The organism is Streptomyces sp. NPDC101237 (genome assembly GCF_044767465.1).
Lineage (GTDB): Bacteria > Actinomycetota > Actinomycetes > Streptomycetales > Streptomycetaceae > Streptomyces > Streptomyces gramineus.
In genome coordinates, this window is the sequence record NZ_JBIWNY010000015.1 from 65,209 (window position 1) to 88,845 (window position 23,637).

Here is a 23,637-nt window from a genome sequence, read left to right on the forward strand (position 1 = left end):
GGTCGGCGTGTGACCTTCGCCGCTCCGCCCGTCAGGGGTGGGCAGCCACGTTACTCATAAGTAGCATGGGGCCTGAGCGCGCGCTCAGCGCATGCAGCAGTGCCATCCCGCACCCTGGAGGAGAGCCAATCGTGCCTCGTACCGTCAGGGATGTCGTCTTCGTCGACGGCGTCCGTACCCCGTTCGGCAAGGCGGGCCCGAAGGGCATCTACCACGAGACCCGCGCCGACGACCTCGTCGTGAAGGCGATCCGGGAGCTGCTGCGCCGCAACCCCGGGCTGGACACCAAGAAGATCGACGAGGTCGCCATCGCCGCGACCACCCAGATCGGTGACCAGGGCCTGACCATCGGCCGTACCGCGGGCATCCTCGCCGGCCTGCCGACCTCCGTGCCCGGCTACTCGATCGACCGCATGTGCGCGGGCGCCCTGACCGCCGTCACCACGGTCGCCGGTTCCGTCGCCTTCGGCGCGTACGACGTCGCCATCGCCGGCGGCGTCGAGCACATGGGCCGCCACCCGATGGGCGAGGGCGTCGACCCGAACCCGCGCTTCGTCAGCGAGAAGCTGGTCGACGAGTCGGCGCTGTTCATGGGCATGACCGCCGAGAACCTGCACGACCGCTACCCGCAGATCACCAAGGAGCGCACCGACGAGTACGCGGTCCGCTCCCAGGAGAAGGCCGCCAAGGCGTACGCCGACGGCAAGATCCAGGCCGACCTGGTGCCGATCTCGGTGCGCCGGACCAGCCCCGAGGGCGGCGAGACCGGCTGGGGGCTGGTCACCGCCGACGAGCCGATGCGGCCGGGGACCACGCTGGAGAACCTGGCCGGTCTCAAGACGCCGTTCCGCGTGCACGGCCGGGTCACCGCGGGCAACGCGGCCGGTCTCAACGACGGCGCCACCGCCTCGCTGATCGCGAGCGAGGACTTCGCCCGCGAGAACGGCCTGCCGGTCAAGATGCGGCTCGTGGCCTACTCGTTCGCCGGTGTGGAGCCCGAGGTCATGGGCTACGGCCCGATCCCGGCCACCGAGAAGGCGCTCGCCCAGGCCGGGCTGAGCATCTCCGACATCGGTCTGTTCGAGATCAACGAGGCCTTCGCCGTGCAGGTGCTGGCCTTCCTGGAGCACTACGGCATCGCCGACGACGACGAGCGCGTCAACCAGTACGGCGGCGCCATCGCCTTCGGTCACCCGCTGGCCTCCTCCGGCGTGCGTCTGATGACGCAGCTGGCCCGCCAGTTCGAGGAGCAGCCGCACGTCCGCTACGGCCTGACCACCATGTGCGTCGGCTTCGGCATGGGCGCGACGGTCATCTGGGAGAACCCGCACTTCGAGGGGGACAAGTGAGCACCACCGCCGAGCTTCTGAAGCAGGCCTCCGCCCTGTTCCCCGACGAGGTCGTCACGTCGGCGCACGTACGCCACTTCGACCTGCCGTCCGGGGCCGGCCGCTTCGCGCTGATCACCCTGGACAACGGCCTGGACCACACCAAGCCGACCACCTTCGGCCCGGCGTCGCTGGCGAACCTCGACGCCGCCGTCGACCAGGTGGAGAAGGAGGCCGCCGACGGCGCGATCGTCGGTGTCGGCATCACCGGCAAGCCGTTCATCTTCGCGGTCGGCGCCGACCTCAAGGGCGTCGAGCTGCTGAAGGACCACAAGGACGCGCTCGCCATCGGCAAGGGCGGTCACGAGGTCTTCAAGCGCCTCGCGGGCCTGGCCGTGCCGACCTTCGCCTACTACAACGGTGCCGCCATGGGCGGTGGCGTCGAGGTCGGTCTGCACTGCACGTACCGGACCGTCTCGAAGGCCATCCCGGCGTTCTCGCTGCCCGAGGTCTTCCTCGGCCTGGTCCCGGGCTGGGGCGGCTGCGCGCTGCTGCCGAACCTGATCGGCGCCGACAAGGCCGTCTCGGTCATCATCGAGAACAGCCTGAACCAGAACAAGCAGCTCAAGGGCCAGCAGGTCTTCGACCTCGGCATCGCCGACGCCCTGTTCGAGGGCGCCGACTTCCTGGAGCAGTCGCTGATCTGGACCGCCCAGGTACTCAAGGGCGACATCGAGGTCGAGCGTCCGGTGATCGACCGCGGCGAGGCCTGGGACCAGGCCGTCGCCAAGGGCCGTTTCATCGCGGACTCCAAGGTGCACGGCGCCGCCCCGGCCGCCTACCGCGCCCTGGACATCATCGCGGCCGCCAAGAACGGCGACCTCCAGCAGGGCTACGACGCCGAGGACAAGGCGCTCGCCGACCTGATCATGGGCGGTGAACTGCGCGCCGGCATCTACGCGTTCAACCTGGTGCAGAAGCGCGGCAAGCGTCCGGCGGGCGCGCCGGACAAGAACCTGGCACGTCCGGTCACCAAGGTCGGTGTCGTCGGCGCCGGTCTGATGGCCTCCCAGCTCGCGCTGCTCTTCCTGCGCCGTCTGGAGGTGCCGGTCGTGCTGACCGACATCGACCAGGAGCGCGTCGACAAGGGTGTGGGCTACGTCCACGCCGAGATCGACAAGCTGCTCGGCAAGGGCCGGATCAACCAGGACAAGGCCAACCGTCTCAAGGCCCTGGTCACCGGCGTGCTGGACAAGGCCGAGGGCTTCTCCGACGCCGACTTCATCATCGAAGCGGTCTTCGAGGAGATCGGCGTCAAGCAGCAGGTGTTCGCGGAGGTCGAGGCGGTCGCCCCGGCGCACGCGATCCTCGCCACCAACACCTCCTCGCTGTCGGTGACCGAGATGGCGTCCAAGCTCAAGAACCCCGAGCGGGTCGTGGGCTTCCACTTCTTCAACCCGGTCGCGATCCTCCCCCTTCTGGAGATCGTGCGCGGCGAGCAGACCGACGACGCCTCCCTGGCGACCGCGTTCGGCGTCGCCAAGAAGCTGAAGAAGACCGCGGTGCTGGTGAAGGACGCCCCGGCGTTCGTCGTCAACCGCATCCTCACCCGCTTCATGGGCGAGATCCAGAACGTGATCGACGAGGGCACCCCGGTCGAGGTCGCGGAGAAGGCCGTCGAGCCGCTCGGCCTGCCGATGTCCCCGCTGGTGCTCCTGGAGCTGGTCGGCCCCGCGATCGGCCTGCACGTCTCGGAGACCCTCAACCGGGCCTTCCCGGACCGCTTCACGGTCTCCCCGAACCTCGCCGCCGTCGTCAAGGCGGGCAAGCGCGGCTTCTACGTGTACGACAGCGGGAAGCCGGAGCTGGACCCCGAGGTCGCCGCGCTGCTCCGGCAGGGCGACGTGGTCCTGACCGAGGAGCAGGTCCGTGACCGCGTCCTGGACGCCGTCGCCCAGGAGATCGGGCTGATGCTCGACGAGGGTGTCGTCGCCGAGGCGCAGGACATCGACCTCTGCCTGATCACGGGTGCCGGCTGGCCCTTCCACCTGGGCGGCCTCACGCCGTACCTGGACCGCGAGGGTGTCTCCGAGCGCGTGAACGGCAAGAAGTTCCTGGCGCCCGGCGTGGCGTCGGTCCCGGCGTAACGGCCGAGGGCGAAGGGGGCCTCCGCGATCCGCGGAGGCCCCCTTCGGTGTGTCCGGGCGGCGGGGTGCGGGCGCGCTGAGCAGAGGACGCGGACCGTGGTCGCGGTGCCTCTCAGAGCGGCCAGCCGGGCAGGTGCCCCGCGTGGAAGAGCCGGTTGCGGGGCGAACCCGCCTCGAACTGGCCGGCGATGGGGAAGTAGCTGGGCAGGAAGGCGGCGAGCGTGGCGTCCTGCTCGTCCTCGGAGACGTCCCCGTCGTGGAAGTCGTTGAGGCAGAAGACGTCGTTGGCGCGCTCCGCGAGGAGGTGGTTGAGCTTCTTCACCTGCTCGCTGAGTCCGACGTTGACGAACCCGCTGGAGATGCCGCCCGGCACGCTGCGGCCCGTGTAGTAGCCGTAGTAGTGGTGCAACGAGGAGGCGACGGACACGTCCGACGGGTCGCGCACCTGGTGGCGGGCGGTGGCGCTCAGCGCGTCCGGGAACTCCCGCTCCAGGTCGTACATGACGCTGCGGCGCAACGGGTGCGGGGCGTGGATGAAGGAGTTGACGAGGGTCCTGCCGAACTTCCGGGCCACCAGCGCCCGGTTGTTCTTCGCCGCCATGCGGCTGAACTCGTCGCCCTCGGCGATGGGGTTGACCGGAACGGCGTTCGACGACATGAAGTGCTTCGACTGCCCGTTGCCGAGGAAGAACAGGCCGGGCTGGACGGGGCGGGCGGCGAAGACGTCGTCGTTGAAGTACAGGAAGTGCTCGGCCAGCCCGTCGATGTGGTGCAGCCGGCTCTCGATGGCGTGCGAGTTGTACGTGGGCAGCGCCCCCTCGTCGCCGAAGATCTCGGTGTGGTCGACCACGCGGACCCTGGGGTGGTGCGGGTCCAGCCACGACGGGACCTGACGGTCCGTCACGATGTAGATGTTCCTGATCCACGGGGCGTACATGTCCAGGGACCGCAGCGAGTACCGCAGTTCGTCGCGGTTGCGGAAGCGGGCGGCGCTCGTGGCCGCGTCCTCCGTCTCGATCCCCATGGCGGCCAGCACGGCGTTCTTGCGCTCCAGCCACGCGACGTCGGCGCCGTCGACCCAGGTGTACACGGCATCCACCGGGAAGTCGACGTCGTGGTGCAGGGTTGCCGCGAAGGCCTCCAGCGTCGGGTACCGGCGGCCGCCCAGAGTCATCGGCACCCGGCGCAGCGCGGACTTGGGCACCCGCGGGCCGAGCAGGGTGCGGAACGGGGAGACGATGGTGCCGGGGTCCTCGGGGTCGTCCTGCCAGAACGCGACGGTGCAGCCGTAGGCCGCCCCGAGCCGCAGGGTCCCGGACGCTGTCACGACGCTCTGGTAGACCCGTACTCCGGAGCACTCGGTGCGCAGGTACTCGGTGGCGAGCCCGGCGAGGGTGGTGGCGACCGAGGTGTCCGCGTCGTTGAGCAGGGCCGTGTAGACGGCCTGCTTCCCGAAGTGCTGGGCGAGCGCCTTGAGCACGGCCTCCCGGTGGTCGGCGTGGACGGCGACGGTGTGCCGCACCTTCGTGGTCCGGGAGACGAAGTACGGGACGCGGGCCGCCTCCAGCGCGTCGGCCGTCATCGCGAGGTTGGCCTGGACGATGTCGAAGGGGGTCTCCGCGTCGATCAGGCGGCACACCTGGCCGCCGTCGCGCACCAGACCGCGGTGCTCCTTGAGCAGCCGTTCCTCTGCCTGCTGGAGCCGGTTGGAGTGCTGGGTGCTGCGCGGAGCGCCGGCCGCGGCCCGCGCCCGGCCGCCCGCGCCGGCGAGGAGGGCGTGCGCCGCGGACCGCTCGGCCCTCAGCACGGCGCGCCGGCCGCCGGCCCGGTCCGCCTCCAGGGTGGCGAGCAGGGTGTCCCACTGGTCGCCGGCGAAGAACCGCCGGGCCGCTTCGGCGGCGAGACGGCCCATGCCGTGGCGCGTGTCGGCGTCCTCGATCAGGCCGAGCAGCGCGGTGGCCAGGGCGTCCGTGTCCCCGGGGGTGGTGAGCAGGCCGGTCCGTCCCTCGTGCACGATCTCCCGGGGAGCGTGCGGGCTGTCGTAGGCCAGTACGGGCACCCCGGCGGCCTGGGCCTCGCGCAGCGCCAGTCCGACGGCGTCCTCGGTGGCGGTGCTCAGGGCGATGCTGGCCTTCGCCCACTCCTCGGCGAGGCCGGCCGGCGCCTCCCCCACGAACTGGACGGTTCCGTGCAGGCCGAGTTGGTCCCGGCGGCCGGTGAGCCTGCCGCCGAGCGGGCCGTCACCGAGGATCCGCAGGACCCAGGTGGGGTGGAGCGGGCTGACACGGGCCCACGCGGTCAGGGCGTCGGCGATCGCGGAGCGCTCCTCCAGCCGGGCGGCCAGGGTCACCATCCGGGTCTCCAGCGTCGAGCGCGGCCGGAACCCCTCGGTGAGGGCGGGCGGGATCACCGCGAGCGGCGGGGCACCGGCACCGAACGTCTCGGTGTACCACTCGCGGGACCGGGCGCACGCGAGAGCCACGGCGTCGCAGCGTGTGATGTGCCGCAGGAGGGGTTCGGCGGCGGCGCCGGCCCCCTCCGGAGCGCCGAGTTCGTAGTGGACGGTCAGGACGTGCGGCGGGGCGAACCGCGCCGCGTAGGCGAGCAGCGCCGGTGAGGTGGTGACCAGGACGTCGACGTCGGTGTTCTGGAGCGCGTACTCCACCTCGATGTCGGTGAGCCGGTCGAAGCGGTCGTCCCAGCGGCGCTCGACGACTTCGCTGGGCATCGCGCTCAGCGCGGGTCCGGCCGCCTCGTCGAGGGCCGAGCGGCGTACGGGCCGGTGCTGGAGCGCCTCGACGAGGAACGCGACCGGCACCCGGGGGTCGGGGGCGGTGAAGCGCCGGCGACGTGCCTTGAAGACGCTGACGACGCTGACCTCGTGGCGGTCGGCGAGCGCGCCGGCGTGACCGAGCACGGCCCGCTCCTCGCCGCCCAGGACATCGGCCTGGGTCAGCAGGAAGGCGATTCTCATGGGTTCCTCTACTCGGCCGCGGTACCGTCGCCGCAGGTGAACCGCAGGTTCCCGGCAGGCGTGTAGCGGGGTTGGATCGACATCAGGGTGCCGCGCCGCGGTGACACGAGGATCTTCCGCATCGCGAACACCCGCCCCGGTGCCTGGACGTCGTGCAGCCGTCGGCCGAGGCGGAGCGGGGCGCGGCCGTCCGCGTGGACCAGGACGTCCCAGTGCACGTGCCGGGTCCCGGACGGGACCATCTCGGCCAGTGGTACCTCCACCCGCCACACCCCGGATTCCACGGCGCGGAGCGGCCGCGTCACCCGGCGCCCGGCGGCGACGAACTCGGCCTGCCGGGCGTCCGCGTCGACTCCGAACAGGCGCAGGTCGACCTCGACGCGCGCGTGCTCGATGTGCACGGTGACCACCTCGGCTGCGGGCCGCGGCCTGGCGCAGACCACGCGCGCGTCGCCCCGGACGGTCCGGCCGAGCCGGTAGCGGTCGGCGGTGACCGGCGACGACGTCATCGGTCCTGTCGTCCCGGTCGCGGGCTTCGTCGGTTCGGCGAGCAGCAGCGGGAACCGGAGGACTTGGCGCCCGGCGGTCACGGTCAGCCGCAGCCTCCACCGCCCCGGGGTCACGGGCACTCCCCTGGTCCCGGTGCCCAGCAGGACCGCCGCGTCGACGAGGAGGCGGCCGTCGCGCCCGGCGTAGATCCGGGCGGGCACCCGGTGCCGGCGGCGGCGGCGCTGTACGACGATCTCGGCCCGGTCCGCGCCGGTGACCGAGCGGGGCAGCTCGGCGTGGAGGTTGACGGTCTGGCCGTCCAGGACGGCGGCGTAGCGCAGCCGGGCGGTGCGGGCGGCCCGCCTGGGCACGAAGAGGCGGTTCATCAGCCAGGCGCGGGGCCGGGCGAGCCGGACCGCGGCCCGGCGGCGGACGGCGGCGAGGATCCTGCCGCGTGCGCTCATCGGGCCACCGCCCCTTCCTCGACCTGCTGCCTCGCCGTGGACGGCGCGGGATCGGGGCGCTCGTACGGGCTGGCCACGGGGAAGTAGGCGTCCAGGAAGCGGGCGACCATGCGCGCCTGGGCGTCCCGGTCCTCGGGAACGACCGTGTCGTTGATGCAGAAGGTGTCGAAGTCACGCCGGGCGACCAGGCGGTTGAGCCGCTGCTCGGCGCGCTGGTCGCCGATGTCGATGTACACGTACCGCAGGTCGCCGACGGTGGCCCTGGCCGAGTGGTAGGCGTAGTAGTGGTGCAGCGACGAGACGACCGGGGTGTCGTGCGGGGAACGGAACCGCGAGTGCTGGGTGACCCAGTGCGCGCGGGCGTAGACCTGCTCGATCTCGGCGAGGACGGAGCGCCGGAGGGCGTGCGGGGTGTGCTTCATCTTCTGCGAGACGACCGTGCCGAACTGCTGGGCGATCAGTCCCCGGCTGTTCTTGCCCGCGGCGTTCACCGGAAGGTCGTCGGGGGAGATCTGCCCGGACGGGATCAGCGCCTTGGACATGAAGAACTTGGTCAGGCCATTGGGATGGAAGAACTGTTCGGGGTGGACCGGGCGCCCGAAGAACACGTCGTCGTTCAGGTAGAGGAAGTGTTCGGCGAGGTCCGGTATGTGGTGCAGCTGGCTCTCGATGGCGTGGGAGTTGAAGGTCGGCAGCGCGTGCGCGTCGGAGAAGATCTCCCGGTGGTCCACCACGCGCAGGCCGGGGTACTCGGTGTCGAGCCAGGCGGGCACCTGTCCCGCCGTCACCAGGTAGATGTTGCGCACCCAGGGCACGAACTGGTGGATGGAGCGCAGGGAGTACCGCAGTTCGTCGCGGCTGGTGTACCGGGCGTCGTTGTCGGCCTGGTCGTGCATCGGCACGGAGCCGTCGACCCAGCGGCGCGTGGTGTCCTTGCTCGCCCTCCAGACCGGGTCGGAGTCGTCGACCCAGGTGTAGACGATGTCGATCGGGTAGCGGTGGTCGCCGATCAGCGCGGCCGTGAACTCGGGCAGCGTGCGGGTCTGTCCGGTGCCGTACAGGAACGGGACGGGGCTGAACAGGCGCTGTTCGGCGAGCCGGCGTTCGCCGTCGGCCGGGGTGCTGGTGATCACGGAGTTGGGTCGGGGGGCGACGAGTTCGCCGTCCTGCTCCGTCCAGAACTCCAGTTCGCAGCCGGAGTCGTGGCCGAAGACGAGGTTTCCGGTGGGGTCGCAGACGACCCAGGCCACGTTCAGCACCCGCTGCGCGCGCAGTTTCCGCCAGGCCTGGGCGGAGGACCCGTCGCGGGACTGGCCCCCCGACGCCGCGCGGACGTATCCGGGGTCGCTGCCGCAGACCATCTGGAGGACCTCTTCGACGTCCTCGCGGAGCGCCGCGGGAATCGCCAGTACAGGAACGTTTCCTCCCGTGCCGCGCACGGCGAAGTACTCGATCTCGGCCTCTTCGAGGATCGCCACGAGGAGATGGAGGTTGCGCGCCCTCGCGGCCCACTCGGTGGCGCCGGGCACGACCATGGCCCGCACGTGCCGTCCGTCGAGACGGACCACCCGCAGGGCGGCCGCGTCGCGTCGGGCGGCACCGAGGCCCCGCCCCAGGGCGATTCCGGCCAGGGTGCCGCGCATCGCGTCGGCCGCCGCCAGACCGCGCATGACCTGCTGGCGCAGCGGACGCGGAATCCGCCGGACGATCCGCCGGCGGGCCCGTACCGGGACGAGTGATCTGTACGTGGAAACGAGCGCACTGGCCTCCGGATTACCCGGGCTCACCCAAACTCCTCAGCACCTTGAGCAAGGGCTGAGACCCCCCTCACGCCCCGTGAACGACTGCGCCCGTACGCCCGCCGTTCCGTTGGGGACGACCAGATCGAGCCACCGGATCTTCACATTCTCACCAACTTATTGTCCACACGTTTGCACAGCTGTGAGATAGGTGTCACCTACATTTCAATCCGGCGGGGGGCGCTACCGGGTCATACGGGGACCGATCGCTCCATCGCCAGGCCCGCCTCGTCCGCCTGGCGCGCCACGCGCAGCGCGCCCGCCTCGTCCACGAAGGCCAGGACCACGCGCCCGCGCGCGTCCCGGGCCAGCGCGGGACCGTGCGCGCACCGCTCCCCCGTCGGCGACCACCACACGCCGCCGCCCTCGTTCTCGGTCCCGAAGGCGGCGAGCGCGATCCCGCCGGTCCGGTCGCGGACGGCGAGGACCGTGCAGTCGTACCCGTCGAGCACGGTGCGCAGCGCCGCGATCCTGCCGACGGCCGGCGCCCCGCCCAGCGGAACGACCCGGCCGCCGGGACGGTGGGCGACGACCCCGCCGGTCGCCGCGTCCGTCCAGTGGAAGGTCACCCGGTCGTGGGCGGTCTCCAGCACGGCGGGGCTGCCCTCGGCGACGGCGACGCCCAGGTCGGGCCGGCGCTCCGTCCCGCCGTCCGGCTCGGACTGGGACCAGTGCATCGCGGCCCGCCGGCCCGGCACGAACACCTCGATCCGGCCGGTCCCGGTGGCCGTGGCCGCCGTCCCGGCGAGGACGCCCCCGCCGCGCAGGTCCCGCCAGGGCTCCCACCGCCCGTCCGGTGCCTCCCTGCGCAGGCTGACCCCGCCGCCCGCGTTGCGGACGAAGACGTGCACCCGGCCCGACGCGCTCACCGCCGCGACCGGCGCCCCGACGAGAGCCGCCCGCTCCGGGGTCCGGCCGGGATTGCCCATCGAGCGCCACTCCCCGAGGGGCCGGCCGGTCTGGTACTGCACCGCGTGCACGATCTCCACCGGGGCCGGGCCGCCCCGCTCCCGCCTGCCCACCAGGTGCACATATCCGTCGGCGCCCTGGGCGGCCGAGACGTCCGTGACGCCGGGGGCGGCGAAGAAGTCCGGCCCCGTCCACCGGGGACCACCCGGCCGGGCCTGCGTCCAGCGCAACACCCCGCCGTCGGTGCGCGCGTAGGCGCTGAGCCTGCCGTCACGGCCGCCGACGAGCCAACGGCCGTCCACGACACCGTCGCTCCGGGGGCCGTCACCGGCCGCACGGCCGGCCTCCTCCCGCGACGCGCTCCCGCGGCCGCGTGCGGCCCGCCTGGTTCCGACCCCCATCGGGTCCCCCTCTTCCTCGTCCCTCCACCGGTCCGCCGTCGGCGCCGGCCGTCTCCCCCGGCCTCCCGGGGGACACCCTCCCGATGGTCCGCGTTCACGTTTTCGTCACTCCGACCGCACAACTGTCCGGACGGGGTGTCTATAGTGCAACGTCATCCGGCAGATCACGGACCGGCTCTCCCCCCACCCGAGTCCCCACGCCACCGCATGCGCCCTCCGGGGCACGACACCTGAGGACTCGAACCAGGATGAGCCACGTATCGACGCCGCCCTCCGCCGACGGCGCCACGTCATCGCCCGGAGGCGGGCGAGGCGGCAAGCGCGCGCGCACCGGCAGGCGCCGCACCGGCCGCTGGATCCTGCTCTCGCTGGCCGTCCTGATCGTGGCCGTGGCCGGCACCGGTTACTGGCTCTACAGCGGCATCGACGGCAACATCCACGGCTTGGACATCGACCGGGCGATCGGTGACGACCGGCCGGAGAAACTGCCCACCTCGGGACAGAACATACTCATCCTCGGCTCCGACTCCCGGGCCGGCGCCAACGCGGCGCTGCACACCGGCAAGGTCTCCGGGGCCCGTTCGGACACCGCGCTGGTGATGCACATACCCGAGGGCCGCCGGCAGGCCGTCGCGGTCAGCATTCCGCGCGACACCCTGGTGACCCGCCCGGAGTGCACCAGCGCGACCGGTTCCACGGTCGCCTCCGCGCGGCGCGTGATGTTCAACTCCATCTACTCGCAGGTCGGTCCGGCCTGCGTGGTCAAGACGGTGGAGCAGATGTCCGGGGTCCGCATGGACCACTACGTCGAGGTGGACTTCGCCGGCTTCAAGGACCTGGTGGACGCGATAGGCGGGGTGACCGTCACCGTGGACCAGGACATCCACGACACCTCCAGCGGCCTCGACCTGACCAAGGGCACCCACCGCCTCGACGGCACGCGGTCCCTGGAGTTCGTCCGCACCCGGCACGGCATCGGCGACGGCAGCGACCTCGGCCGCATCGGTCTCCAGCAGCAGTTCATGATCGCCCTGCTCGGCGAGATCCAGCGGCAGGACCTGCTGGGCAGCCCGGTGAAGGCCTACAAGATCGCCGACAAGCTGACCGCGGCGCTCACCACCGACTCCGAACTCGCCTCGCTCACCAAGCTCGCGGAGTTCGGCCGCAGCCTGAAGGGCGTCAACCCGGACACCATGGAGACGATCATGCTCCCGGTGGCGTACGACAAGGCCGACCCGAACCGCGTGGTGGCCGCCCAGCCGCAGGCCTCGGCCCTGTGGAAGGCGGTCCGCACCGACACCGAGATCCCCGCGTCCGCGAAGAAGTCACCGGCCACCGGCGGAAACTGACGGCGGATCAGACCTCCCGCCAGGCCTCCAGCGCCAGCCCCTCCTCGTCCTTGCGCCGGGTGAGCAGCAACTGCCCGGTGGACGGGGACACGGAGACGGCGGTGACCCGGTCCTCCTCGTCCGTGGCCAGGGCGACCGTCGCGTCGGCGGGAAGCTGCGGGCCCGACTCGGTCCACCAGGCACCCGCCCGCTCGTCCTGCGTGGGATAGGCGGCGAAGGCCACCCGGCCGCTCGCCGAGCGCTGGGCGAGCAGGGTGCAGTCGTGCCCGTCGAGTTCGCAGCGGACCGCGGCGACCGGGCCGGGCCCGGCGGACGGCAGCAGGGTGTACGGCCCGTCGCCCGGACGCCAGGCGCAGAGGTCACCGGCCTCGTCGGTGTAGAAGAGGGTCGTGCTCGCGGGCGAGGTGGCGAGGGCGGTGAGGGTGCCGGGACGGACCGGGGTCTCGACCGTCTCCAGCAGGACGGGCGGCTTGCCCGCCTCCTCCTGGCGCCAGTGCACGATCCCGCCCGGTACCGCCGCGTAGACCTCCACCCGCCCCGACTCGCCGGTCACCGCCGCGAGCCCGTCCTCGACCCGCCGGCCCTTCAGGTCGCGCCACGGGTCCCAGCCGCCCTTCTCCTTCTGGGCGACCATGCTCACCCCGCGTCCCCGGTTGCGGACGAAGACATGGGCCCGGCCCTGCGCGTCCACCGCGACGGCCGGGGCGCCGGTGACCTCGCCCTTCTTGCCGGGATGGCCGATCGGCCGCCAGTCCAGGGCCGCCAGGTGCGGACGGTAGTGGGTGGAGTGGACCAGCCCCGACTCGCCGTTCACCGTGGGCCGCCAGGCCACCAGGTGGGCATATCCGTCGGCGCCGTGGCCCACCGCGAAGCCGGGGTGCAGCCGCTGGTCACCGCCGATCCCGCGGGGCGCGCTCCAGGGACGGGCGGGGCCGCGCTCGGCCCGGCACAGCACGGCGTCACCCGACGGCAGATAGACACTGAGCCGGCCGTCGCGGCCGCGGAGGAGCCAGTCGCCGTTCACCGCTTCACTCTAAGCGGGCGGCCGTTCGGGGCGATGGGCAGGCCCCGGGCGTGCGACGCTGGGGACATGGACGGAGAAGCGCCCCTGCTGGTGATCGTCGACGGCGCGAACGTCGTCGGGTCGCGGCCCGACGGATGGTGGCGGGACCGCAAAGGGGCCGCCGAGCGGTTGCGCGACCGGCTCGCCGAGCGGGGCCTGCCCGGCCGGCCGACCCCCGTCGAGCTGGTGCTCGTCGTCGAGGGCGCGGCCCGCGGGGTCGAGTCGGTGCCCGGGGTGCGGGTGGAGGCGGCGTCCGGCAGCGGCGACGACCGCATCGTCGAGCTGGCCGCCGAACACCCCGGCCGCCCCCGCCTGGTCGTCACCGCCGACCGCGAACTGCGCCGCCGGGTGACCGAGTTGGGCGCCGAGGTGATCGGCCCGAGCACCCTCCTGCGCTGAGCCGCGGATCCGGGTCGGAGCGCCCGGCGCCGACCGCCGCGTCCCGCCCTACCCGCCCGGCACCCGGGCGTACAGCACCGCTCCGTCCACCTCGCCGACCTGGGTGTAGCCGGCCCTGAGCAGGCGGCGCAGGGTGGGCACCCGGTCGGGGCCGTACGGCTTGCCCCGGGAGTCGTCGATGACCAGGTCCGGGGGCCGGTCGGCCAGTTCGGCGCGGAAGACCGGCCAGGTGCCCGCGACGGCGTACTTCTCGCCGACCTGCGGACCGTCCCGGCCGCCGCTGAAGTTGGTGAGGAGGCCGGCGGTGAGGTACCGGGTGGCGGGCGTGCGGTCGGCGAGCCAGTAGGTCTCGGGGTGTATCCCCCAGACCAGCACCCGGTCGCCCGGCTGGGTGCGGTGGGCGAGCGCGGCCGCGAGCCGCTGGGCGTGCGCGAGTTCGGGCCGCGGCGCCAGCAGACCCCAGGCCAGGAACAGGGCGCAGACGCAGGCCGAGGCCCGGACGGCCGCCGCGGTCCGCTCCCTGGGCAGGACCTGGAGCGCGGCCGTGGCCAGCAGCGCGAGCGGCGGGGTGAGCTGAAGGAAGTAGTGGCCGAAGAAGTGGAGGCCGACGGTGACGGCGGCCGCGGACGCGGCCAGCCACAGCCAGAGGTCCCCGGCTCCGGAACGGGTGACGCGCAGGGCGCGCGCGACGGGTGGGAGCAGGCCCGCGCAGGCCGTGGCGAGGATCGCGGTGTTGGTCAACGCGCGTGCCGTGACGTGGAGTTCGGAGCCGGTGAAGGAGGCGTAGGTGCCGGAGCCGGTGACCGTCCAGAAGGCGAAGCCGGCCGGGTCGGTGAGCAGGGCGGCGCCCAGGACGGGCAGGGTGACACCGGCGGCCAGCCGGAGCAGGCCCGCGCGCGGGCCGCCGGCGCGGTGGAACAGCCAGAGGACCGGCAGCAGGACGGCCCCGCCGGTCTGCTTGGTGAGCAGGGCGCAGGCGACGGCCGCACCGGCGGCGCCCCAGCGGCGGCGGTCGGCGCACCACATCGCGGCGGCCGTGGCGGGCAGTATGAACACCTCGAAGGTGGCGGCCTGCGCGTCCTCGGGGTTGAGCCCTACGGAGACGAGCAGGTACAGCGTGCCCGCGGTGCGCCCCGCGCGGTCGCCCCAGCGGCGCCGGGCGATCGAGGCGAGCAGGACGGCGGTGGCCAGCTGGGCGAGGACGGCGAGCACCCGGACCGGGGTGAGCGACCCGGAACCGAAGACCGCGAACGTCCCCTCGTACAGCCAGGGCAGCAGCGGCGGCTTGCGGTCCACCACCGTCTCGTAGAGCTGCCCGCCGCGCGCCAGTATGCGTGCCTGTACGGCGAGATAGCCCTCGTCGGGGTTCCACAGCGGCCGCAGGAAGGACGGCGTCCGGGTGACGCAGGCCAGGACCGCGAGCAGGGGCAGCAGCCGCGTCCAGTACCCCTTCCCTGCGACTACGGACCGTGGCGGGGCGAGGGGCGCGAGAAGCATGGGGAGCACGCTATCCGGCCCCGCAGTCCCCCTCGGACGGGACATACGGGGCCGAAGTGGCGAGAGTGCCGGTCACGGAGCGTCGGCGGGGCTCCGCTCTGCCTCGGCGAGACGGCTGTGCTTACGGCCGTAGAGGAAGTAGACGCCGAAGCCGATGACCATCCAGATGGCGAACCGCAGCCACGTCTCGGCAGGCAGGTTGAGCATCAGCCACAGCGAGGCCAGCACGGACACGACCGGCAGCGCCGGCACCCACGGGGTACGGAAGGACCGCTCCAGGTCCGGCCGGGTGTTGCGCAGGATGACCACGCTGATCGCGACGACGATGAAGGCGAAGAGCGTGCCGATGTTCACGAGTTCGGCGAGTTCGCTGAGACTGGTGAAGCCGGCGACGATCGCGATGACGACGCCCAGCAGGATCGTGGGCCGGTAGGGGGTGCGGAACTTCGGGTGGGTGTGCGAGAAGAACCTGGGCAGCAGGCCGTCCCGGCTCATCGCGAAGAACACCCGGGACTGGCCGAGCAGCAGGATCATGCAGACGGTGGTCAGGCCGACGGCGGCCCCGAAGCTGATCAGGCCCGCGAACCAGGGGTGCCCGGTGGCCTTGAAGGCGTCGGCGAGCGGGGCGTCCACGGACAGCGCGCTGTACTTCTGCATGCCGGTCACCACGATGGCCACGGCGACGTACAGGGCGGTGCAGATGATCAGGGAGCCCATGATGCCGCGCGGCACGTCCCGCTGGGGGTTGCGGGTCTCCTCGGCGGCGGTGGCGACGACGTCGAAGCCGATGAAGGCGAAGAAGACGACGGAGGCGGCGGTGAAGATGCCCATCACGCCGAAGTTGGAGGGCGCCCAGCCGATCATCAGCTGGATCAGCGGTGCCTTGAGGCTGCCGCCCGCCGGCACGGCCTCCTTGGGCGGGATGAAGGGGCTGTAGTTGCCGCTGTGGATGAAGAAGGCGCCCGCGATGATGACGACCAGGACGACGGCCACCTTGATGGCGACGACGACCGAGGTGACCCGGGCGGAGAGCTTCATGCCGACGACCAGGATCGCGGTGAGGGCGAGGACGAGCAGGGCGGCGAGGATGTCGAAGCCGAAGCCGTGCGCGCCGTCGCGGCCGCTGAGGTACGCGGGCAGCTGCCAGCCGGCGTTGTCGAGCAGCGAATGGATGTACCCCGACCAGCCGACCGCCACCACCGCCGTGCCCAGCGCCAGCTCCAGCACCAGGTCCCAGCCGATGATCCAGGCCGGGAACTCCCCGAGGGAGGCGTACGAGAAGGTGTACGCCGAACCGGCCACCGGGACGGTGGAGGCGAACTCGGCGTAGCACAGCGCGGCGAGGCCGCAGACGACGCCGGCGACGGCGAAGGAGAGCGCGACGGCGGGGCCTGCGGTGTTCTTGGCGGCCGTACCGGTCAGGACGAAGATGCCGGTGCCGATGATGACACCCACGCCGAAGACCGTGAGGTCCAGGGCCGACAGCGACTTCTTGAGAGCGTGCTCGGGTTCCTCGGTGTCCTTGATGGACTGTTCGACGTTCTTGGTCCTGAAGAACGTACTGGCCACTGCCTACCTCCCACGCTTGTCGTCCTCGACATGATCGAGAGGGCCGGGGATGCGTATGCCCGGCAAAGGCAGGTTCACGCACGAGGGCCGGTCCCGCCACCGGAGGTGAGCGGAACCGGCCCATCGGGGTGGTTCGTGTGCCGTCGGGGGCCGCGGACGGCCCGTCGCGCGGTTCCCCGCGCCCCTCGCGGGGCGCGTCGCGGTTCAGTCCCTGGCGGGCTCGACGGAGCCGACGTCGGCCGGCTGGCCGTCCAGCCTGGCCACCAGGCCGGTGACCTGACGGGCGATGTCGGGGGCCGTCAGGCCGATCTCCGCCATGACCTCCGCCCGGGACGCGTGGTCCAGGAAGCGCGGCGGGATGCCGAAGTCGCGGAGCGGGACGTCCACGCCCGCGTCGCGCAGCGCCTGGGCGATCGTCGCGCCCACGCCGCCGACACGGAGGTTGTCCTCGACCGTGACGACCACCCGGTGCCGCTCGGCCAGCGGAGCCATCGCCTCGTCCACCGGCTTGACCCAGCGCGGGTCGACGACGGTGGTGGAGATGCCCTGCTTGTCGAGGAGCGCGGCGATCTCCAGGCACATCGGGGCGAGCGCGCCGACGGAGACCAGCAGCACGTCCGGGGTGTCGGTGCCGGGCTCGCGCAGTACGTCCATGCCGCCGACCTTGCCGACCGCGGCGACCGCGGGGCCGACCGCGCCCTTGGAGAAGCGGACGACGGTGGGCGCGTCGTCGACCTCGACGGCCTCGCGGAGCTGGGCGCGGACCTGGTCGGCGTCGCGCGGGGCGGCGAGCCGCAGGCCGGGGACGACCTGGAGGATCGACATGTCCCACATGCCGTTGTGGGAGGCGCCGTCGGTGCCGGTGACGCCGGCCCGGTCCAGGACGAAGGTCACGCCGCACTTGTGCAGGGCCACGTCCATGAGCACCTGGTCGAAGGCGCGGTTGAGGAAGGTGGCGTACAGGGCGAAGACCGGGTGGAGTCCGGCGGTGGCCAGGCCCGCGGCGGAGGTGGCGCCGTGCTGCTCGGCGATGCCGACGTCGTAGATCCGCTCGGGGAAGGTGTCGGCGAACTTCTTCAGGCCGACCGGCTGGAGCATGGCCGCCGTGATGGCGACGATGTCCTCGCGCTCCTTGCCCAGCTCGACCATCTCGTCGCCGAAGACGGAGGTCCAGTCGGCGCCGGACGCCTTGATGGGCAGGCCGGTGTCGGGGTGGATGGGGCCGATGCCGTGGAAGCGGTCGGCCTCGTCCTGGAGGGCGGGCTGGTAGCCGCGGCCCTTCTCGGTGAGGCAGTGCACGATGACCGGGCCGCCGAACCGCTTGGCGCGGGCGAGCGCCGACTCCAGGGCCTCGATGTCGTGGCCGTCGATCGGGCCGACGTACTTCAGGCCCAGGTCCTCGAACATGCCCTGCGGGGCGATGAAGTCCTTCAGGCCCTTCTTGGCGCCGTGCAGGGTGTCGAAGAGCGGCTTGCCGACGACCGGGGTGCGCTCCAGGAGGTCCTTGCCACGGGCCAGGAACCGCTCGTACCCGTCCGTGGTGCGCAGGGTCGCGAGGTGGTTGGCGAGGCCGCCGATGGTCGGGGCGTAGGAGCGCTCGTTGTCGTTGACGACGATGACCAGCGGGCGGTCCTTGGCGGCGGCGATGTTGTTGAGCGCCTCCCAGGCCATGCCGCCGGTGAGGGCGCCGTCACCGATGACGGCGACGACGTGGTGGTCGTTGTCGAGCAGTTGGTTGCCCTTGGCGATGCCGTCGGCCCAGCCGAGGACCGTGGAGGCGTGGCTGTTCTCGATGACGTCGTGCTCGGACTCGGCCTGCGAGGGGTAGCCGGACAGGCCGCCCTTCTGTTTCAGCTTCGAGAAGTCGTGCCGGCCGGTGAGCAGTTTGTGCACGTAGGACTGGTGGCCGGTGTCCCACAGCACCTTGTCCTTCGGGGAGTCGAAGACGCGGTGCAGGGCGATGGTGAGCTCGACCACGCCCAGGTTGGGACCGAGGTGTCCGCCGGTCTTGGAGACCGCTTCCACCAGGAAGCTCCGGATCTCCTCTGCCAGCTGGAGCAGCTCCTCGGGGCTGAGCCGGTCCAGATCGCGCGGTCCCCTGATACGGGTCAGCAGCGGCACCCGTGCCTCCTTGCAGTAGAGCTGATCGAGCTGTTGCCGGGCCTGTCGAGTCTAATGTTCCGCCCGGACGGAACGACTCCGGCCCCAGGGTCATAGGTCACGCGTCGGCTGTACCCATGATGGCCCCCACCTATGACACGACTGTGCCCGGCACCGTGCGGTGCCGGGCACAGTCGGGAACCGCGGGGCGTCAGCCGCGCCCGGCCGCCTTCTGGCTGCGGCGGGAGACCGAGTCGATGACGACCGCGCCGAGCAGAACACCACCGGTGATCATGTACTGGATCGAGGTGTTCATGTTGAGCAGGTCGAGACCGGTCTGGATGGACTGGATGACCAGCATGCCCAGGAGGGCCGACCACACCGAACCGCGGCCGCCGAAGAGCGACGTGCCGCCGATGACGGCCGCCGCGATGGCGAGCATCAGGGTGTTGCCGCCACCGGCGTTCAGCGTGGCGCTGGCGGTCTGGCCGGCGAAGAACATACCGCCGACCGCCGCGAAGCCGCCGGAGATCGCGAACACGGTGATCCGGACCATCGGCACGCTGATACCGGCACGACGGGCGGCCTCGATGCCGCCGCCGACCGCGAAGACCTTGCGGCCGTACGTCGTGCGGCGCAGCACGAAGTCGACGACCACCAGGGAGGCCAGGAAGATCACCAGGGCGTTGGAGACACCGGAGGCGTTGTTGAGCACGGCCGCCGCCACGAAGGAGGCGATGGCCAGGAGCGCGACGCGGACCAGGATCTCGCTGGTGGGACGGAACGGGACGCCCGCGGCACGGCGCCGGCGCTGCTCGTTGAACTGGCCGATGGCCGACAGGACCACGCCGAGGCCGGCCAGCAGGTAGGCGCCGATGATGGCCTGGTCCATGAAGAAGGAGCTCTGGCCGAGGATGTGCACCGGTCCGCTGTCGGACGGGATGTTGATGGTGCCGCTGTCGCCGAGCAGCCACAGCATCAGGCCGTTCCAGCCGAGGAAGCCGGCCAGGGTGACCACGAACGCGGGTACGCCGATCTTGGCGAAGAACCAGCCGTGCAGGGCGCCGATGCCGACGCCGGTGATGATCGTGAGGATCAGCGCCAGCCAGCCGTTCATCCCGTGGTTGACCACGAAGACGGCGAACACGGTGGAGGCCAGACCGCTGACCGAGCCGACCGACAGGTCGATCTCACCGAGCAGCAGCACGAACACCAGGCCGATGGCGAGCATGCCGGTGGCCGAGAGGAAGTAGCTGATGTTGGAGAGGTTGTCGGCGCTGAGGAACAGGCTGTTCTTCACCTGGAAGATGGTCCAGATGATGATGAGGCCGATGACCACCGGCAGCGAGCCCAGCTCGCCGCCCTTCACCTTGCGCTTGAACTCGGTGACGTAGCCCTTGAGGCCCTCCTCGCGGACCAGCAGGCGCGGGTCGACGACCGCGACGGGCGCGGCCGTGGGGTCCTCGGCGGGCGGGGCCACCGTCGCCGTGGCCGCGGCGGCCTCGGCGGCCGCGGACTTCTCGATCTGCGGAGACTCGTCGGGCGACTCGTCGCCCTGCACGGTCTTGTTCGACGTCTCGCTCACTTTGCCGCCTCCGGGGTGCGACGCTCCGCACGACGGGTCACGGCGTTGTCCGTGGCGCCCGTGATCGCGGCGATGATCTCTTCATGGCTGGTGCTCTTCACGGGGAAGGAGCCGTTGTTCCTGCCCAGGCGCAGCACGGCGACCGTGTCCGCGACCGCCTTCACGTCAGCCATGTTGTGGCTGATCAGGATGACGGCGAGGTTGCGCTCGCGGAGCCGCTCGACCAGGTCGAGGACCTGGGCGGTCTGCTCGACACCGAGCGCGGCGGTGGGCTCGTCGAGGATGACGACCTTGGGGTCGCCGATCAGGGCGCGGGCGATGGCCACGACCTGGCGCTGACCGCCGGAGAGGCTGGCGATCGGGATGCGCACGCTCGGGATGCGGATGGAGAGCGTGCTCAGCAGCTCCCGGGCCTGCTTCTCCATCGTGACCTCGTCGATGGCGCCCCGGTGCAGGAGCTCACGGCCGAGGAAGAGGTTGCCGACCACGTCCAGGTTGTCGCACAGGGCGAGGTCCTGGTAGACCGTCGCGACGCCCAGGCCCTGGGCGTCGTTCGGCTTGTTGATGTGGACCGGCCGGCCCTCCCACTCGATGACGCCCTCATCGATGGGATGCACACCCGCGATCGTCTTGACCAGGGTCGACTTTCCGGCGCCGTTGTCGCCCACCAGGGCGACCACTTCTCCGGCGTGGACCTCCAAGTCGACATCGGTGAGTGCCTGGACCGCACCGAATCGCTTGGAGACTCCGCGCAACGCCAGCACGGGCGTAGCGGACACGTGAACCATCTCCTTCGCCGCCTGACCGGCGGGGATGCCGCGCTTGGTGATCAGGCGCGGAGGGTCGTGCGGCCACCTCGGGTTGTCTTCGGTGTCCGCACGAGATTTACAAGATGAACATGCGCGAATCCGCCGCGCTTGGCAACGGGTCCGTCCGACGCCCGCTCCGGCAGCGGGGTATGAGGCCGGAGCGGGCGTCGGAGGGGTTTCGCGAGACCGCCGGACGGACGGGGCACCTTGCGGAAGGGCCGGCGCGTCGGGCGGCCGGGGCCCGGGTGTCGTACTGCGAGCACCCGGGCGCGGGCGGCCGGAGCCGTGCGGCTCCGGAGCGCCGGACTACTGCAGGCCGGCGGTCTTGCAGGCCTTGGCGTACTCGCCGGTGCAGATGTCGGAGACGGTGTACAGACCGTCCTTGATCACCGTGTCCTTGATGTTGGCCTTGGTGACCGACACCGGGGTCAGCAGCTGCGAGGGCACCTTGTCGCCGGAGCCGCTGGTCTGCGTGCTGGTGGCGAGCGAGGCGATGTCCTTGCCCTGGAGCAGGTCCACGGCGATCGTGGCGGCGGCCTCGGCCTCCGGCTTGAACGCCTTGTAGACGGTGGAGGACTGGGTGCCGGCGACGATGCGCTGGATGCCCGCGAGCTCCGCGTCCTGACCGGTCAGCGGGATGCCGCTGATGCCGGCGCCCTTGAGGGTGTTGGCGATACCACCGGCCATGCCGTCGTTGGCGGAGTAGACACCGGCGATGTTCTTGGCGCCGAGCTGCGTGATGGCCGCCTTGACCTTCTGCGCGGCGACGGTGTCCTTCCACAGGCCGGACTGCTCGTAGGCGATGTCGACCTTGCCGTCCAGCGCCTTGTGGGCGCCTTCCTTGAACTGCGCGGCGTTCGGGTCGGCGTCGTCACCGTTGATCATGACGACCTTGGACTTCTTGGTCGCCTTGGAGCCGAGGGAGTCCAGCAGGGCCTGGCCCTGCAGCTCGCCGACCTTGACGTTGTCGAAGGAGACGAAGGCCGAGACCGGGCCCTGGGCGAGGCGGTCGTACGCGACGACCTTGATGCCCTTGGCGACAGCGGCCTGCACGGAGGACTTGATGGCCGCGGCGTCCTGGGACGAGATCACGATGACCTTGACGCCCTTGGTGATCATGCTGCTGACCTGCTGGGCCTGCTTGGCCGAGTCACCGGCGGCGTTCGCGTACTCGACCTTGCAGTCGGCACACAGCGAGCTGACCTTGGCCTCGAAGTACGGCTTGTCGAACTTCTCGTAGCGCGCGGTCACGCTGTCGGGAAGCAGCAGACCGATGGTCTTGCTACCACCGGAGGAGCTGCTGCTGCTGCTCGAGTCGCTCTTCTTGTCATCGCCGGCCTTGCCACAGGCGGCGAGCGACAGCGCCATGGAAACCGCGGCGGTGCCGATCACGACTCTACGCATCGTTGCGTTCATTGGGGGTGCCTCCCTGACAGGGCCGCAACGCTGCGGCCGAGGTGGCTGGAAGTCAACTCGGCCGTGACTGCGGCGTCAAGAAGTAAATACTTAACGAGATGGCAACGGCGCCATTCGTTCTCTAAGTGAAGGCAGGTGCAACGGCGGGCAACGAGCCGTCCAAAAGGGTTGAATCGCCCATCTCGCTGAGTGCGAGGGCGAGCGCCCCGAGCACCTCCGCGCGGCCGCCGAGGGCACCGGGAAGCACCGACAGCTGCCGTGCGGCACTGGGGATCGCGTAGCGCCCCACGGACTCCCTGATCGGCGCCAGGACCAGCTCACCGGCCTCGGCGAGGTCGCCGCCGAGGACCACCCTGCTCGGGTTCAGCAGGTTGCAGAGGTTGGCCACACCGCTGCCGATGTGCCGCCCGACGTCGGAGATCACCCGCCGGCAGCCGGCGTCGCCGTCCCTGGCCAGCCGTACGACGCCCTCCAGGGTCAGGTCGGGGCCGTGACCGGGCTGGAGCAGCGGCAGCACGTAGCGGGCCGCCGCGAAGGTCTCCAGGCAGCCGCGGTTGCCGCAGCGGCAGACCGGGCCGGACTCGTCGAGCGTGATGTGCCCGATTTCGCCCGCCGTGCCGCCGGGCCCGCGGTAGATCTTCCCGTTGATCACCAGTCCGGCGCCGACACCGCTCGCGACCTTGATGTAAGCAAGATCACGCACTCCCTTGCCGCTGCCCCAGACCAGTTCGCCCAGGGCGCCGAGGTTGGCGTCGTTGTCCACGTGCACGGGGACGCCGAGGCGGAGTCTCAGCTCCTCGGCCGGTCTCGCGCCGATCCAGCCGGGCAGGATGGCGCTGGAGCCGAGGGTGCCGGACTCGACGTCGATGGGCCCCGGGACGCCGACACCCACGCCGGCGATCTTCGAGCGGTCCACGGAGGTCGCCGCGATCAGGCGGTTGACCAGCTCTTCCGCCCGGTCGAAGCCCTGGCTCGACGACGCGTCGACGTCGAGCGGCTCGGACTCCTCGGCCAGCACCTGGTGGGCCAGGTTCCCGATCGCGACGCGCAGGTGGGTGTGGCCGAAGTCGACCCCTATGACGATGCCGGCGTCACCGCTCAGACTCACGCTGCGGGCCCTGCGGCCGCCCGCCGACGTGGGCGTGACCTCGACGGTTCCGCCGTCCTTGAGCTCGCGCACGATGTTGGAGACCGTCGCCGCGGACAGCCCGGTCGTGCGCGCGATCTCCGCCTGCGTGAGCGATCCGGCCAGCCGTACGGCCCGTACGACACGTTCCAGGTTGGCTCGGTGCAGCGACGACTGCGACCCCGGAGTCTCCATCGACCCATCCACTCCCGC

The 23,637-nt window shown here is 71.5% G+C and carries 16 protein-coding genes; 4 read left to right on the forward strand and 12 right to left on the reverse strand.

What is annotated here, in order from left to right; all coding sequences use genetic code 11:
- Positions 1 to 131: 131 nt before the first annotated feature.
- Positions 132 to 1,349: a thiolase family protein gene (locus ACIRQ9_RS23300; protein WP_404176591.1), complete on the forward strand. Its 1,218-nt coding sequence runs from the start codon at positions 132 to 134 to the stop codon at positions 1,347 to 1,349.
- The gene (locus ACIRQ9_RS23305; protein ID WP_404176594.1) at positions 1,346 to 3,475 is read left to right on the forward strand and encodes a 3-hydroxyacyl-CoA dehydrogenase NAD-binding domain-containing protein; all 2,130 of its coding nucleotides are present in this window, start codon (positions 1,346 to 1,348) and stop codon (positions 3,473 to 3,475) included. The genes ACIRQ9_RS23300 and ACIRQ9_RS23305 overlap by 4 nt, the downstream gene beginning before the upstream one ends.
- Before the next feature lie 112 nt (positions 3,476 to 3,587).
- On the opposite strand, the gene ACIRQ9_RS23310 is transcribed toward ACIRQ9_RS23305, so the two are convergent.
- The 4 genes from ACIRQ9_RS23310 to ACIRQ9_RS23325 form a co-directional block, all read right to left on the reverse strand.
- Positions 3,588 to 6,449, reverse strand: coding sequence for a stealth conserved region 3 domain-containing protein (locus tag ACIRQ9_RS23310; RefSeq protein ID WP_404176597.1), 2,862 nt, complete (start codon positions 6,447 to 6,449; stop codon positions 3,588 to 3,590).
- A gap of 8 nt (positions 6,450 to 6,457) precedes the next feature.
- On the reverse strand, positions 6,458 to 7,402 hold the full coding sequence (locus ACIRQ9_RS23315; protein WP_404176600.1) for a hypothetical protein: 945 nt from the start codon (positions 7,400 to 7,402) through the stop codon (positions 6,458 to 6,460).
- Complete coding sequence (locus ACIRQ9_RS23320) at positions 7,399 to 9,072, reverse strand: stealth family protein (protein WP_404176917.1); 1,674 nt, start codon at positions 9,070 to 9,072, stop codon at positions 7,399 to 7,401. Before ACIRQ9_RS23320 ends, ACIRQ9_RS23315 begins: the two co-directional genes overlap by 4 nt.
- A 320-nt stretch (positions 9,073 to 9,392) precedes the next feature.
- Positions 9,393 to 10,511, reverse strand: a complete 1,119-nt coding sequence (locus tag ACIRQ9_RS23325) for a hypothetical protein (RefSeq protein ID WP_404176603.1) — start codon at positions 10,509 to 10,511, stop codon at positions 9,393 to 9,395.
- 248 nt (positions 10,512 to 10,759) lie between these two features.
- Here ACIRQ9_RS23325 and ACIRQ9_RS23330 point away from each other — a divergent pair, with 248 nt between their 5' ends.
- Positions 10,760 to 11,860 (forward strand): LCP family protein, encoded by a 1,101-nt coding sequence (locus ACIRQ9_RS23330; RefSeq protein ID WP_404176606.1) that lies wholly within the window; start codon positions 10,760 to 10,762, stop codon positions 11,858 to 11,860.
- Positions 11,861 to 11,867: 7 nt separating this feature from the next.
- Here ACIRQ9_RS23330 and ACIRQ9_RS23335 read toward each other — a convergent pair whose 3' ends face one another.
- Positions 11,868 to 12,884 (reverse strand): hypothetical protein, encoded by a 1,017-nt coding sequence (locus tag ACIRQ9_RS23335; RefSeq protein WP_404176609.1) that lies wholly within the window; start codon positions 12,882 to 12,884, stop codon positions 11,868 to 11,870.
- A gap of 66 nt (positions 12,885 to 12,950) precedes the next feature.
- On the opposite strand from ACIRQ9_RS23335, the gene ACIRQ9_RS23340 reads away from it, so the two are divergent.
- Positions 12,951 to 13,322: an NTP pyrophosphohydrolase gene (locus ACIRQ9_RS23340; protein ID WP_404176612.1), complete on the forward strand. Its 372-nt coding sequence runs from the start codon at positions 12,951 to 12,953 to the stop codon at positions 13,320 to 13,322.
- A 48-nt stretch (positions 13,323 to 13,370) separates the two neighbouring features.
- Here the strand turns inward: ACIRQ9_RS23340 and ACIRQ9_RS23345 are convergent, their stop codons facing one another.
- From ACIRQ9_RS23345 to ACIRQ9_RS23375, 7 genes are all read right to left on the reverse strand, one after another.
- Entirely contained in the window at positions 13,371 to 14,819 is a 1,449-nt protein-coding gene (locus ACIRQ9_RS23345; protein WP_404176615.1) for an ArnT family glycosyltransferase, read from the reverse strand.
- Between the two features lie 72 nt (positions 14,820 to 14,891).
- Complete coding sequence (locus ACIRQ9_RS23350; RefSeq protein WP_404176618.1) at positions 14,892 to 16,388, reverse strand: amino acid permease; 1,497 nt, start codon at positions 16,386 to 16,388, stop codon at positions 14,892 to 14,894.
- A gap of 204 nt (positions 16,389 to 16,592) precedes the next feature.
- Positions 16,593 to 18,509, reverse strand: a complete 1,917-nt coding sequence (gene dxs, locus ACIRQ9_RS23355; RefSeq protein WP_404176622.1) for a 1-deoxy-D-xylulose-5-phosphate synthase — start codon at positions 18,507 to 18,509, stop codon at positions 16,593 to 16,595.
- A gap of 190 nt (positions 18,510 to 18,699) precedes the next feature.
- Positions 18,700 to 20,013 (reverse strand): sugar ABC transporter permease, encoded by a 1,314-nt coding sequence (locus ACIRQ9_RS23360; protein WP_404176920.1) that lies wholly within the window; start codon positions 20,011 to 20,013, stop codon positions 18,700 to 18,702.
- Positions 20,014 to 20,069: 56 nt separating this feature from the next.
- Complete coding sequence (locus ACIRQ9_RS23365) at positions 20,070 to 20,861, reverse strand: ATP-binding cassette domain-containing protein (protein ID WP_351325917.1); 792 nt, start codon at positions 20,859 to 20,861, stop codon at positions 20,070 to 20,072.
- Between the two features lie 327 nt (positions 20,862 to 21,188).
- Positions 21,189 to 22,286 (reverse strand): sugar ABC transporter substrate-binding protein, encoded by a 1,098-nt coding sequence (locus ACIRQ9_RS23370; protein ID WP_404176626.1) that lies wholly within the window; start codon positions 22,284 to 22,286, stop codon positions 21,189 to 21,191.
- A gap of 133 nt (positions 22,287 to 22,419) precedes the next feature.
- Entirely contained in the window at positions 22,420 to 23,619 is a 1,200-nt protein-coding gene (locus ACIRQ9_RS23375; protein ID WP_404176629.1) for an ROK family transcriptional regulator, read from the reverse strand.
- Between the last annotated feature and the right edge of the window lie 18 nt (positions 23,620 to 23,637).